Source organism: Aurantimonas endophytica, from assembly GCF_014196845.1.
GTDB classification, from domain to species: domain Bacteria; phylum Pseudomonadota; class Alphaproteobacteria; order Rhizobiales; family Rhizobiaceae; genus Aurantimonas; species Aurantimonas endophytica.
This window is the reverse complement of the sequence record NZ_JACIEM010000004.1, coordinates 175,147-188,868: the sequence shown is the minus strand read 5'-3', so window position 1 is coordinate 188,868 and position 13,722 is coordinate 175,147. Positions and strand designations below refer to the sequence as shown.

The window sequence follows — 13,722 nt, the reverse complement described above, 5'->3', positions numbered from 1 at the left end:
TAACCGCCCGAGTCCGCTCAGACGCTGGAGGGAAGATAGGTGGTGTCTCCAGCCTTGCCAACATGTTCCGGCGCTTTTGCCGCGAATCCGGATGCGGCGTGGTCCCGCAGCGGGAGCGCGGGCGTCGGCGCCAGCGGCAGATCGCGCAGCAACCGCCAGCGCAGCAGCGACGACACGTGCAGTTGGCCGAGCGCCGCGGGCGCCTTGGCGGCGAGCGCCGCCGGCACCGCCAGAAGCCCGGCGCCACCAGCCAGGACCGGCAATGTCCGCTCCACCCGGCTGCCGCGTCCCGTCGCGCCGAAGGCTTGCAGCCGGGCCTCCGAGAGGCCGGGTCCCGTGGGGACCTGCACCCGGAAGCGCCCGTCGAAAATGATGGCGTCCACAATGCCGACCGGCACCGCGGCGATTCCCGACCGGCCATATTCCCGAAGGAACGTGATCGTGTCCGGATCGGCGTCGATCATCGCGCCGCCCAGTGTCATGGCGACGCGTGCGGAAGGCGAAATGAGCGCCTCCTGCAGCCGCAAGACCGAATCGGCGCCGGGCGCGTAGTCGCCGCCGGAGACCGCCCGGAGAACGCGCGAAAGGAAAGCGAAGGCGACGGCTCCTTGGAGCTGCCGAAAAGCTCCGCGACCCAGGCGCAGCACGCCGTCGTCGCCGAGACGAAGCGCGCCGGACGCTTCCGACTCCCGGATGACGGTCGCCTGCGCGGCCTCCAGCGCATCACGCTCGCGCCGATATCGGGCGATGTCGTGTCGCAGCGCCGCGCGGTCGAGGTCGGCGAGCTTGATCCGCAGGCGCGTGCGCTCGTAGCGGAGATCATGGTTCGTCGGGTCGTCCACCGCCGCGATGCCGCTCGCAGCGACCAGCGCCTTGAGCCGCTGCCCCGGCATGCCCAGGAAGGGGCGCAGCAGCACCATCCGGGGCGCCAGATCGCGCACCGGCCGCATCGCGGCGAGCCCTACCGGGCCGGCCTTCCGGCCCAGCGCATGCAGATGGGTCTCGAACTGGTCGTCCTCGTGATGCGCCGTCACGATCGCGTTGGCGCCGGCGTCGCGGGCGGCTTCGATCAGGAGATCATAGCGGCCGCGCCGGGCGGCGGCGGGGACGTTTCCGGCCGTCGGAGAAGAAACCATCCGCATGGTCCGGTGCCGCAAGCCGTGGGCCGCGGCGATGGCGGCGACGAACTGCGCTTCGGCTGCCGCTTCGGGGCGCAGGCCGTGATCGACGGTGACGACGAGGAATTCCGGGCGGTCGGTTCGGGTGTAGCCTGGCGATCTCGCAGCGGCGAGAAGCAGTGCCAGCGAGTCCGGCCCGCCGGAGACGGCAAGGACGATGCAGGCGGGGCGACCGACGCGGCAGGCCGCCTGTTCGATGGCGGCGGCGAGCGCCGCCTGCAATTGGGCGAGCGTTACGGGACAAGCGTCCGCTTGCGGCAGCTCCGTTCCGGGCCTCGGCCCGCCGGCCATCAGCAGTTGGCGGACTTCTGCTCGCTCTCGAGCTTGCGCTTCACGTTGGCGCTCATCTGCGGATAGCGTCGCGCCACCTCCTTGTAGGTGATGCATGCGGTCTCGCGGTTCTCCAGTTCGGCCAGCGACATGCCGAGCTTCAGCATCATCTCCGGTGCCTTGCTGCTGTCCGGATGCTCCTTCTGCGCCGTCAGGAAAACTTCGGCGGCGTCGGTGTATTTCTGCTGCTGGAACAGGCTCTCGCCCAGCCAGTACTCGGCGTCCGGCGCGTCCGCGGCGTTCGGATAGGTCTGGGAATACTGCCGGAAGGCCTGCTCGGCGAGGCCGTAGTCGCCGGCGAGCAGATAGTTGTAGGCGAGATCGTACATCCCGCCCGCCCCTTCCGGCGTCACGGCGGCGACGGTGGAGCTCGGCGCGGGCGTCGTCGCGGGTGGCGGGGTGTTGCCGACCGCGCCGACCGAGCTGGTGTCGAGGCCCTGGTCGAGGATGCGGCCGATGTCGTCGTCGCCGGAGCCGGTGTCGGCGGGGCTCGCCGGCGCTGCGGCGGCCTGGCGCTGATCGGTCGACGGTGCCGGGGCTTCGGTGCGGCGTTCGCTGGCCGGGGTCGCGTCGCCGGAGCCACCTTCCAGTTCCTGGAAGCGGAACTCGGTATCCTCGCGGTACTTGCGCATGTCTTCCTGGGCCTGCAGCAGCTGGAAGCTCAGCTCCTCGACCCGGCCGTTGAGACGGCGCATCTCTTCTTCGAGCTGGTTGATGCGCAGCACCGGGTCGGCGGCCTGTGCCATCCGCACCGGCTGCTCCGAAGGCGCAGCCTCGCTTCTCCCGCCGCCAAAGCCGAACGGCAGGTCGAGAGCCGACGCGCCGGCCGTCGTCCCGAGCATCAGCGCCAGGCAGGACGCGGCGAAAATCGTCGATCGACGGTACATGAACGGCAAACCCCTCGGACGGAATGGACCCGGGCCGGAGGCGCTTATCGCCTTCCGCAGCCCGGACTTCCTAGCATGGAACGGGGGAGTTCGGCCAAAGTTGGGCGAGCAACCCCGCCGGGCGGGACGAAGCCCGCCTGTCGCATCCGGGCAACGGCCGCGAGGGCCGTCGCCTGTCCGATGTCGATGCCGGGGATCAGCTGGCGCCGGCGCCGCTCAGTGCGGTGACCGCACGGCGGTTCTGCGACCAGCAGGAGATGTCGTCGCAGACGGCGACCGGGCGCTCCTTACCGTAGGACAGGGTGCGCATGCGGTTGGCCGAGACGCCGAGGCGGGAGAGATAGTCGCGCGTCGCCGCGGCACGGCGTGCACCGAGCGCGAGATTGTACTCGCGGGTGCCGCGCTCGTCGGCATGGCCTTCGACGACGATGGCGTATTGCGGATACTGGTTGAGCCACTGCGCCTGGCGCTGCAGCGTCTGCTGGGCATCGGCGCGGATCGACGAGGAGTCGGTGTCGAAGAAGATGCGGTCGCCGACATTGACGGTGAAGTCCTGGGTCGAGCCCGGGCTTCCCGCACCGGCGCCACCGGCACCGCCCATGCCGCCAGGGCCGCCCAGGCCGAGGCCGGCAGCATTGTCCGGCAACCCATCCTTCTTGGCGCAGCCTGCCACCAGCAAGGCGGCGGCGAGCGCCATCACGACACGGCTGTTAACCCCGAATACTGTCCGGCGCATGGCCAGCTCCTTCAAAAACGATCGAAACCTGTTACGCGACGTTTACGCTGAGCAGCCTTAACAGTCTGTAAAAGCGACAGGATCAGTGGCGATTCCTGCGTCGCCGATCTGGCATCCTGTTGCAACGCAAATAGGTCCGATCAGCGGTCAGAAACCCGCCCGATGCGGCCTCGCCGCAACAGTGGCTGCATCATGGGAAGAAAGGCTTGCGCCAGGCTGGCTGGCGCCCGCGCCCTACTCGAGCGAAGGCGACCAGGCGGGGTCGGACGCGAAGCCGGGAGTCGGCACGCGCTGCTCGTTGTAACCGGTGAGATCGATCGAATAGAGCTGCGGGCCGCCGCCGCCCTTGGCGTCACGGAAGAACATCAGCACACGGCCGTTCGGCGCCCAGGTCGGACCCTCGTTGTGGAAGCCGGAGGTCAGGATTCGTTCGCCCGAGCCGTCCGGCCGCATCACGCCGATCTGGAACTGGCCGCCCGACTGCTTGGTAAAGGCGATGAGATCGCCGCGCGGCGACCACACCGGGGTCGAGTAGGAGCCATCGCCGAAGGAGATGCGCTGCTGGTTCGAGCCGTCGCCGTTCATCACGTAGAGTTGCTGACGCCCGCCCCTATCGGACTCGAAGACCACCCGCGCGCCGTCCGGGGAAAAGGACGGCGAGGTGTCGATGGCCGTGGTGCTGGTCAGCCGCGTCGTGGCGCGCGAGCGCAGGTCCATCGCGTAGATATTGGCGTTGCCCTCCTGCTGGAGGCTCATGATCACCTTCTGGCCGTCGGGCGAGAAGCGCGGCGAGAAGGTCATGCCGGGGAAGTTGCCGACGATCTCGCGCTGCCCTGTCTCGAGCTGCAGCAGATAGACGCGCGGCTCGCCCTCGCCGAAGGACATGTAGGTGACCTCCTGGCGGTTGGGCGAGAAGCGCGGGGTCAGCACCAGATCGCTGCCGTCGGTCAGGAAGCGGACATTGGCGCCGTCCTGATCCATGATCGCCAGGCGTTTCACCCGCTGGTTCTTGGCGCCGCTCTCGGAGACGAAGACGATGCGGGTGTCGAAATAGCCCTTTTCGCCGGTCAGACGTTCATAGATCGCGTCGGCGATGATGTGGGCGACGCGGCGCCAGTTTTCGGGGTTGGTGTAGAATTGCTGGCCGTCGAGCTGCTGGCCGGCGAAGGTGTCCCAAAGCCGGAACTCGACTCGCAGCCGGCCGTCGGCCTCGGGCGTGACGCGGCCGACCACCAGCGCCTGGGCGTTGATTACCGTCCAGTCGGTGAAGGTGGGGCTGACGTCCGGTGTCAGGCCCCTCTGGATGAAGGCCGTCTTGTCGATCGGCGCGAACAATCCGGAGCGCTTCAGGTCGGCCGCGACGACACCGGCGATCTGGGCGCCCAGCCCGTCCTGCGACTGGAAATCGGTGATCGCGATGGGCAGCGGCTCGACATTGCCCTGGGTGATGTCGATCTCGACGACGGCCGAGGCCGGCGCCACCGTGAGCAGCGCGCCCGCCAGCGCGAAGGCCGCGGCCAGGACGCTCCTGAAGATCGTGTTCATGTCCGGTCCTTCCATTGATCACGGCCGGCGCACTGCCGGGAGGCAGCCAGGCGCCTGAGGTGGGTCTTCGCCGTCGCCGGCCATCGCGCCGGGGCGCCGGCCCGCGGCAGCGCCGCATCTGCTTCCCTCTCCCCGAGCCGGGGTGAAAGGGGGCAATCGGATAATTCTATGGCGCACCGTACCGCGGCTGGTGCCGCGGCCGGCAGCCTGGCGCCCGATGGCGCCGGCGAACGAAGGTGAAACATCCGCATCAGAACATCTGACTGGGATCGAAATTGACGATGACGTCGGCCCAGGTCTCGTATTTCTCGGCCGGCAGATTGTAGGGCGCGCAGCGGCGGACGGCCCGCAGGGCGGCCTCGCCGGCGATGCGCTCGACCATCGATGAGCCACCGCCGCCGACGATCTGCGGCACCGTCTCGAGGGCGCCGCTCGGATCGAGGCGGAGCTGGATCGAGATCCGCAGCGAGCCGGCTTCCGACACGCCGGCCGGCGGCGACCAGCAGCGCTGGATCTGACCGCGCAGCGCGTCGAGTTCGCTCTGCGACAGCGTCGCGCCAGTGGTGCGCTGGGTGCCGAGCGCGGCCTGTTCCTCGGAACGCCGCGCGCCGCCGCCGGCTGCCTGCTCCCGATTGAGGAGCGCAGCGATCTGGTCGGCGTCGAAATCGCTCTCTTCCGGCGTCTCGATCTCGGCTCGCTCGGTCGTTTCGGCGGGCTGCGGCCGCTCCGGCTCGCGCGTCTCGGCGACGGCCGGGCGTGGCGGGGTGGGCTTGGCCGCGGGAACGGGCACATTTTGCGGTGCGGGCGGGACCTCCGGCGGCGCGTCGGCCTCGGCGATCGCCTGCTCGACCGGGTCGGCCTCCACCGGCTCCGGCGGCGGCGCTTCGGCGGGCACCTCGGCCGGCGGCGTCTCCACCGGCGGCGGGGTCTCGACGACTTCGGGTTCGGGGGCCGGCTCAGGTTCGGGTGTCGGCTCCGGCGGCGCCGGGGCCGGCTGCGCGGCGGCCGCCTGCTCCACCGGACGGGGGCGCTGCACCGGGGTCGGCGGCGTCGCCAGGTCGACCTCGTTCTCGCCGACGCTCTCGGCGGGCATCGGCAACGTCTCGGGTGTCTCCGTCGGGGTCGGCGCAGGCGTTTCGGCAACCGGCGCGTCGCGGGCACCGGCAACCGACTCCGAGAACTCCTCGATCGACACGAGATCGACCGGCATCGACTCCACGGATGCAACCTCCAGCGGCTCCGGCGCCGAGAGCGACCAGAGCCCCCAGGTCAGAACTGCAGTATGCAGCACGGTGGAGAGGACGAGACCGGATTTCATGGCTGGCTGGTCACGCCGGCGTGCTGGATTCGGGGTCGGTGACGAGCCCGATATTGCGGAAGCCGGCGGCCGAGATGCGCGCCATGACCTGCATGACGGCGCCATAGTCCACCGCCCGGTCGCCCCGCACGAAGATCCGCTCGTCGTAGCCGGTGGTGGCGATCGCCTGCAGCTGGGCAACGACGTCCTCGATCGGGACCTCGGTCTCGTTGAGGAAGACGGTGCCGTTGGAGCGCACCGAGACGGTGATCGGCTGCGTCTCGGCATTGAGCGCGTTGGCCTGCGCCTCCGGCAGCTCCAGCGGTACGCCGACGGTCAGCATCGGCGCTGCGACCATGAAGATGATCAAGAGCACCAGCATCACGTCGACCATCGGCGTGACGTTGATCTCGCTCACCGGCGCGCGCCGGCGACGGCCGCGCCGCGAAGTCTTTCCGCCACCTGATCCCGTAGACATTCCCATAGCTCAGCCCTTTCCCGGTCGTCGAAGACCGCGCCCAGTCAGCGCGCGAGCTTTTCGTCGATCTGACGCGACAGGATCGACGAGAATTCGTCCGCGAAAGCCTCCAGCCGCATGCCGAGCTTGCCGGCATCGGCCGTCAGCTTGTTGTAGGCGATGACGGCGGGAATGGCGGCGACGAGGCCGATCGCGGTGGCCAGCAGCGCCTCGGCGATACCCGGCGCCACGACGGCAAGACTGGTCTGCTGGGAGCCCGCGATCGCCTGGAAGGACGTCATGATGCCGATGACCGTGCCGAACAGCCCGATGAAGGGCGCCGCCGAGCCGATCGTGGCGAGGAAGCCGAGGCGCGATTCCAGGTCGTCCATCTCGCGCGCCAGGGTCACGTCCATCGCCTTCTCGATGCGGGCCTGCAGGCCGATCGGCGAGCGGGCGCCCTTCTCGAAGGACTTCTTCCACTCGCGCATCGCCGCGACGAACAGCGCGCCCATGCCCGAGGTCTTGCGCTCCGACAGGCTGTGATAGAGGTCCTCGAGCGACTGGCCCGACCAGAAATTGCTCTCGAACTTGTTGAGCTGGCGACGGAAGGCGGCGTAGCGCATCGACTTGTCGATGATGATCGCCCAGGTCCAGACCGATGCGACCAGAAGCCCGATCATCACCAGCTTGACGATGAAGCCCGCGTGCAAGAACAGATCCCAGAGCGACACCGTACCAGCGGCCGCCAAAGTTCCCTGAACGACTTCTCCGTCCATCCCAGATATCCTCGAAATTCAGAACCGATGGCGCGCGCCTGATGCGCGGCGACGTCCGGCGGACCGCCGCTATGCCGGACCGTCGCAAGCGCGCCTGCCCATTCGTCCGAACGCTAACCCCTTGATGCCTTTCACAAGCGAATCCGGTGAAAGAAAGGCGCAGTTCGTTCGAACTGCCCCGGGGACATTCATCCGACGGTAAGGTTAAGACGAGGTTAGCGACGCGCCCGTGACGGTTTCCGCTGGGGCGAGTGCGGTCAGCACGCTTGGCGGCATGCGCATCGGCTTGCCCTCCGCCGAGATGACGGCGATCTCGACCTTGGCGGCGACGAGAAGATCGCTTCCCCGGACGATCCGCTGCGACTGCACGATGCGGGCACCGCCGAGTCTTACGGTCCTGGTCTCGACGGTGAGGATGTCGTCGATCCGACCCGGCCGGATGAAATCGATGTCCATGTGCCGCAAGGCAAACGCCATCTTCTCGCCGAGGGCGCCGGCGTGCAGTTCGCGATGTCCGATCCCCTTGAGGCGCAGGAAGTCGGAGCGGCCGCGCTCGAGGAAATGCAGGTAGCGGGCGTGGTAGACGACGCCGGAGAAGTCGGTGTCCTCGAAATAGACGCGGACCCTGAGGGCGTGGCCGAAATCGGTCAGTCGGCCCGCAAGTTCTTCGCTCATCATCAGGTTTCCCGTTTCGCCAGCTGAACGCGCAACCGCGTCACCGGTGTTTCAGGCCGGGTCGCGGCTATGTTGTCATGCGGCTGTCACAGGGTGTTGGCCATAGGAGCTTTCCGACTTCAAGGAAAGGTTTCCGCCGTGTCCCGCCTCGCTACCTCGCCCATGGCCATCGCGCTTCTCGCCTCCAGCGTCCTCGCCGGTTCCGGCGCGGCGCTGGCCGATCCGGTGTTCAACCGTATCGCCTCCTTCCCGGTCGCGTCGAACCTGCCGGCCGACATGCCGGCCGAGACCCAGACCTCGTCGGAGATCATCACGGCGAGTCAGGACGGCAACATGCTGATCTATTCCGACAGCCCGGCCGGCGGCATCGGCATGATCGACATCACCGACCCGCGCGCGCCCAAGCCCGCCGGCTTCGTGGCGATGGAAGGCGAGCCGACCTCGGTCGCCGTCGCCGGTCCCGACGTCCTCGTCGGCGTCAACACGTCGGAGAGCTTCACCGCGCCATCCGGCCGCCTTGCGGTGGTCGATCTCGCCACCAAGGCGGAGACGGCGTCCTGCAATCTCGGCGGCCAGCCGGACTCGGTCGCGGTCGCCAAGGACGGCGCTTACGCCGCCGTGGCCATCGAGAACGAGCGCGACGAGGACCTCAATGACGGCGAGATCCCGCAGATGCCCGCCGGCAACGTGGTGATATTCAAGCTGACCGACGGCGTGCCGGATTGCGCATCGATGGTCACGGTCGACCTCACCGGCCTCGCCGAGATCGCCCCCACCGATCCCGAGCCGGAATATGTCGACTTCAACGATGCCGGCGAGATCGTCGTGTCGCTGCAGGAGAACAACCATTTCGTCATCATCGACGCCGCCACCGGGAAGGTGACGGCGGACTTCTCGGCCGGGGCGGTGGACCTCGAGGGGATCGACGTCGAGGACGACGGCAAGCTCGACTTCACCGGCAGCCAGGAAGGCGCGAAGCGCGAGCCCGACACCGTGCAGTGGATCGACGACGACCGCTTCATCTCCGCCAACGAGGGCGACTACGAAGGTGGCTCGCGCTCCTTCACCGTCTGGAACAAGGACGGCACGGTCGCCTACGAGTCCGGTACCGCGCTCGAATACGAGCTGATCCGCGCCGGCCACTATCCGGACAAGCGCTCGGACGCCAAGGGCGGCGAGCCCGAGGGTCTTGAAGTCGCGACATTCGGCGATGTCAGCTACGCCTTCGTCCTGTCCGAGCGCGGCTCGGCGGTCGGCGTCTACCGCCTCGGCGAGGGCGACCCCGAGTTCCTGCAGCTGCTGCCGTCCGGCATCGCGCCGGAGGGTGCCATCGCGATCCCCGCACGCAACCTCCTCGTCACCTCCAACGAGGCGGACCTGATCGAGGACGGCGGGGCGCGCTCGCACGTCATGATCTTCGAGCGGGCCGAGGGCGAGCAGGCCTATCCGACGATCGTGTCCGAGGACCAGGACGGCGTCCCGGTCGGCTGGGGCGCGCTGTCGGGCCTTGCGGCCGATCCCGAGGACGCGAGCCGGCTCTACGCCGTCAGCGACTCCTTCTACGAGAACCAGCCGGCGATGTTCACGATCGACGCGTCGGCAAAGCCCGCCCGCATCACGGCGAAGACCGTCATCACCCGTGACGGCCAGCCGGCCGAGAAGCTCGACCTCGAGGGCATCGCTCCCGCGGCGGACGGCGGATTCTGGCTCGCCAACGAGGGCGATGCGGAGAAGGAAATCCCGCACCAGCTGCTGCGCGTCGATGCGGACGGTGCAATCGTCGAGGAAGTCCCCTTCCCCGAGGCGCTTGTCGAGGGTGCCACGCGCTTCGGCGCGGAAGGCGTGACGATGGACGGCGACAGGCTGTGGGTGGCGATCCAGCGCGAGTGGAAGGACGATCCGAAGGGGTCGGTGAAGCTGCTCGCCTATGACACCGCGTCGAAGGAATGGAGTGCGGTGCGCTATCCGCTGGAGAGCGCCGAGACCGGCTGGGTCGGGCTGTCGGAGATCACCGCCCATGGCGATCATCTTTACGTGCTGGAGCGTGACAACCAGATCGGGGCGGCGGCGAAGCTAAAGAAGCTTTACCGTGTCGCCAAGGCCGATCTCGCCCCGGCAGCGATCGGCGGCGATCTGCCGACGGTGACCAAGGAGGAAGTCCACGACTTCATCCCGGATCTCCAGGCAAACGGCGGCTACGTGGTCGACAAGATCGAGGGCTTCACAGTCGCCGCCGACGGCACCGGCTACGCCGTCACCGACAATGACGGCGTCGACGACTCTTCCGGCGAGACGCTGTTCTTCCCGATCGGCAAGATGTAACCGACTGCCGCAAGCCAGGAAGGGCCGCCACGAGGGCGGCCCTTTTTCGTTTCAGCGCTCGTTGGCGCGGCGCGTGTCGAAGGTGTCATTGCGCCGGCGCTGCGCCGGCCGCGCCGCCCGCAGTGGGCACCGGCGACATCGGCGGCGCGAAGAGCGGTCCGGCATAGGACCGGCAGTTGCCGGTCATGCCCTCCGGGGCGATGCAGGTAGCGTTGAGCATTCCCCAGACGAAGTCCATCTGCAGCGAGCGCATCGTGTTGGTGCCCCCGGCGAAGAACCATTCTGGCTCCGGCGCGCCGTTTACCGTCTGGTTCAGGCCGAAGATGTTCAGGTCGCTGCGCGCTCCGATCCCGGGTATCCCCGGATTGCCCAACGCATCGGGCCCGGCCTGGGCATGGCAGGTCATGCACGACGCGGAATCGACGAAGCCGCCTTCGGTGATCGACTGGCCGTTATGGGTGGGCATGCCCGAGGCGGTGACGAACTCGGTCTGCGAGGCCTTCAGGCGGTAGCTCCGCCACGCCGGATCGGCAGCCGAGGGCACGTTCGGATCGGCCGGCCCGCTGCCCGTCGCGATTCCCATTGCCTGCATCAGCGCATCGAGCTCGGGCGTGATGACTTCGCCCGTCTGCTCGACCGTGTAGGCGGTGCCGGGATCGAAGACGATGTCGGCGGTGGAATCTTCGGAATTCTCCGTCTTCGGCGGGATGAAATTCTGGCCGTAGCTGCGCCCGTCCACCGTCACGCCGGCGGCGCTGAAGCCGAAGGAGTCGTTGCAGCCGATGAAATCGCAGCGGCCGAGATTGCCGACATGCTCGATGGCGTACCAGTGCCAGTTGGGGATCGCCTTCGAGGCGGCCGTGATCCCGACGAGGTAATACAGCTCGGGTTCCTCGTCGCCGGGCGCCAACGTCTCCTCGATCAGCAGCGTGACGTAGGGCGCCGTCGGATCGTTGGGCGGATCGAGCGTCTGGCCGCTGCCGTCGGTCCGCTGGATCAGACCCTTCTGGAGCATCTCCGACTGGCTGAGATAATCGACCTTGAACATGACGGCGTCGGGCGGATAGTCGACCGCCAGCGCATCGTTCCGGTACGGCGCATTGGCCGAGATCCAGTCCTGCATCGCGGTGAAGCGGGCGCCGAGGCCTTCCTTGTTGTAGAGATTCTGCTCGAAGCTGTACCGGATGAAGGGCCTGTTGCGGTAGACGATCTCCGCTTCCTCCTGCCGCAGCACTCGCGCCGGATCGAGCCGGTCAAGGAAATCGTGCGAGTGGCTCGATGCCGGCCGCGCCGATGTCACCGGCGGCGGGTTGGACCAGTCGGGCGGGTAATACGGGCAACCAGCCATCGGCGCCTCGCCGAGCGGCGGCGTCTCGGCGAGCACCGCGGGGTCGCAGCAATCCTCGGGCGAGCCCTCGCGGCCGCACAGCGGCTTCGGATCGGCCACCCAGATCGTCTGGTCGGTGCCCCAGGTCCAGAACTGCTGGTCGATCGCCGACAGGAACGAGGTCCAGCCGAAGGCGTCCGGGCAGGACATGGCGGGGTTGCCGATGCCCTCTGGCCAGGTCGGCGATCCGTCGGTAAAACCGGGGCGGCAATCCGGTCCGTCGCGACGGTCGGCGAGGAAATACATCGCCTTCTGGATCTGGTTCGGAGCGGAGACCTGCGCCTGCGCGGCCTGCCCCGCCGCCAGGATGGCAGCAGCGGTGAGCAGCGACCGGACGATGGTTCTGTCGGACATGGTTCCTCCCCTCGAATTCTGGCTGTCGCAAATGCTTGCCTGCCCGGCTGACGGAAAAAGGCGGGCACCGAAAGAGTGCGGTCGTGGGAATCCGAAGACGAAGTGCGCCGGAGACCCCTCGACGGCGGGTAGCCGACAAGCAGTTTTACGTTGCGTAAGGCTAGCAGCACGGCGCGGTGTTGGCCATCCTGCGCGGCGACCGGGCGACGTCTAGCCGTGGCACCTCGAGGGCGGCCATCGCAAACCGCAGCCGGCCAGCCGATCGCGCGAAGGGCGCTTGCACCGGCCGCTCCGGCCGTATCTGCTGCGGACTGATCACAAGGAGCCGCAATGCGTGCGTTCGTGCAGCAATACTACCAGCGCATCATCGCGAGCTACTGGTTCATTCCGGCCCTGATGGCGACCGCGGCGGCGGTGCTGGCCGTCGTTCTCGTCGAGATCGATGCCCGCGTTCCGATCGAGACCTTCGGCGACGGCGCCTTCCTCTTCGCCACCCAGCCCGACGGGGCCCGCGCCATCCTCTCGGCCATCGGCGGGTCGATGATCGGGGTGGCCGGCACGGTTTTCTCGGTCACGATGGCCGCCGTGGTGTTCGCATCGGGCAGCTTCGGCCCGCGGCTCCTCACCAACTTCATGAACGACCGCGGCAACCAGGTGACGCTCGGCGTCTTCGTCGCCACCTTCGTCTACTGCATGCTGGTGCTGCGCAGCGTCCAGGACGGCGCGGACAGGGATGCCTACGGCGACATGTTCGTGCCGAACATCGCCGTGTTCGCGGCGATCATCCTCGCCATCGCCTCGATCGGCGTCCTGATCTTCTTCATTCACCACGTCCCCTCGAACATCCACATCTCCAACGTCATCGCGGGGATCGGCGGCAAGCTGACGAAGCAGATCGAAGCAACTTTCCGCGAGCCGGTGGACGGACCCGGGGAAACCGAGGAGACGGGCGATCGGCTCTGGCAGATCCCGACCTGCTTTCGTGACGGCGTCGACGAGATGGCCGCGACCGTTCCCTATGCCGAGGTGGCGTGCGACCGCGCCGGCTATCTGCAGGTCGTCGACAGGCAAACGCTGATCGGCGCGGCCCGCGACGCCGACATCGTCGTCCGGCTGAATTGCCGGACCGGCGAGTTCGTCCACTCTGGCCGCATCCTGTTCCATGCCTGGCCAAGCGAGCGCGTGTCAGAGGAGACCCGCAAGGCGCTGCTGGCCTCGATCGCCACCGGCAACGAGCGCACGCCGAGCGACGATCTGATGTTCCTGTTCGACGAGCTGGTAGAGATCGCCGCAAGGGCGCTGTCGCCGGGCGTCAACGATCCGTTCACCGCCATCACCTGCCTCGACTGGCTGATGGCGGCCATGGCGACGCTCGCCGGCCGCGACGGGCCCGACCCGCTGCATGACGATGGCGACGGCAGGCTGCGGGTTATCGACCGCCGTGACAGCTTCGGCGACTATCTCGAGATGTCCTTCGGCCATGTCCGGCAATATGCGGCCAGCGACATGATCGCCGGGGAGCGGTTCCTGCTCTGCCTGGCCGAACTCGTGCCCAGCTGCCGCAGTGCGGCCCAGCGATCAGCCATCGCCTTCCAGCGGCAGGCCTTCCTGGCGCTCGCCAGGCCGGCGCATAGCGGCGCGGCACTGGCAACGATCGACCGCGCCGGGGAATGGCTGGATGCCAGCCTACGGCATCCGCGCGGCCGGTTGCCGCCGCCCGGCCCGGCCTTTCCGTCAGTCGCGGACGCGCCTGCCGAAGGCTGAGGCCGCGCACC

At 68.2% G+C, this 13,722-nt stretch carries 11 protein-coding genes; 2 read left to right on the top strand and 9 right to left on the bottom strand.

Annotated elements, in window-relative coordinates; genetic code table 11:
* Positions 1–17 precede the first annotated feature (17 nt).
* From tilS to GGR03_RS15320, 8 genes are all read right to left on the bottom strand, one after another.
* Complete coding sequence (gene tilS, locus GGR03_RS15355) at positions 18–1,469, bottom strand: tRNA lysidine(34) synthetase TilS (protein WP_246368064.1); 1,452 nt, start codon at positions 1,467–1,469, stop codon at positions 18–20.
* Positions 1,469–2,395: a tol-pal system protein YbgF gene (gene ybgF / locus GGR03_RS15350; RefSeq protein ID WP_183209583.1), complete on the bottom strand. Its 927-nt coding sequence runs from the start codon at positions 2,393–2,395 to the stop codon at positions 1,469–1,471. The genes tilS and ybgF overlap by 1 nt, the downstream gene beginning before the upstream one ends.
* Before the next feature lie 196 nt (positions 2,396–2,591).
* A complete protein-coding gene (pal, locus tag GGR03_RS15345) occupies positions 2,592–3,131 on the bottom strand; it encodes a peptidoglycan-associated lipoprotein Pal (RefSeq protein ID WP_183209581.1) in 540 nt (179 codons plus the stop codon).
* A gap of 234 nt (positions 3,132–3,365) precedes the next feature.
* Positions 3,366–4,676 carry a Tol-Pal system beta propeller repeat protein TolB gene (gene tolB, locus GGR03_RS15340; RefSeq protein ID WP_183209579.1) on the bottom strand — a complete coding sequence of 437 codons (1,311 nt, stop codon included), beginning with the start codon at positions 4,674–4,676 and terminating at the stop codon, positions 3,366–3,368.
* Positions 4,677–4,926: 250 nt separating this feature from the next.
* Positions 4,927–5,994, bottom strand: a complete 1,068-nt coding sequence (locus GGR03_RS15335) for a hypothetical protein (RefSeq protein WP_183209577.1) — start codon at positions 5,992–5,994, stop codon at positions 4,927–4,929.
* A gap of 10 nt (positions 5,995–6,004) precedes the next feature.
* Entirely contained in the window at positions 6,005–6,457 is a 453-nt protein-coding gene (gene tolR / locus GGR03_RS15330) for a protein TolR (protein WP_183209575.1), read from the bottom strand.
* Positions 6,458–6,495: 38 nt separating this feature from the next.
* Positions 6,496–7,209, bottom strand: a complete 714-nt coding sequence (gene tolQ / locus GGR03_RS15325; RefSeq protein ID WP_183209573.1) for a protein TolQ — start codon at positions 7,207–7,209, stop codon at positions 6,496–6,498.
* Between the two features lie 204 nt (positions 7,210–7,413).
* Complete coding sequence (locus GGR03_RS15320; protein ID WP_183209571.1) at positions 7,414–7,884, bottom strand: YbgC/FadM family acyl-CoA thioesterase; 471 nt, start codon at positions 7,882–7,884, stop codon at positions 7,414–7,416.
* Positions 7,885–8,046: 162 nt separating this feature from the next.
* Between GGR03_RS15320 and GGR03_RS15315 the strand changes: the two genes are divergently transcribed.
* Positions 8,047–10,206: an esterase-like activity of phytase family protein gene (locus GGR03_RS15315; RefSeq protein WP_183210054.1), complete on the top strand. Its 2,160-nt coding sequence runs from the start codon at positions 8,047–8,049 to the stop codon at positions 10,204–10,206.
* A gap of 85 nt (positions 10,207–10,291) precedes the next feature.
* Here GGR03_RS15315 and GGR03_RS15310 read toward each other — a convergent pair whose 3' ends face one another.
* The gene (locus tag GGR03_RS15310) at positions 10,292–11,947 is read right to left on the bottom strand and encodes a hypothetical protein (protein ID WP_183209569.1); all 1,656 of its coding nucleotides are present in this window, start codon (positions 11,945–11,947) and stop codon (positions 10,292–10,294) included.
* Between the two features lie 330 nt (positions 11,948–12,277).
* Here GGR03_RS15310 and GGR03_RS15305 point away from each other — a divergent pair, with 330 nt between their 5' ends.
* Positions 12,278–13,711 (top strand): DUF2254 domain-containing protein, encoded by a 1,434-nt coding sequence (locus GGR03_RS15305; protein WP_183209567.1) that lies wholly within the window; start codon positions 12,278–12,280, stop codon positions 13,709–13,711.
* Positions 13,712–13,722: the final 11 nt, after the last annotated feature.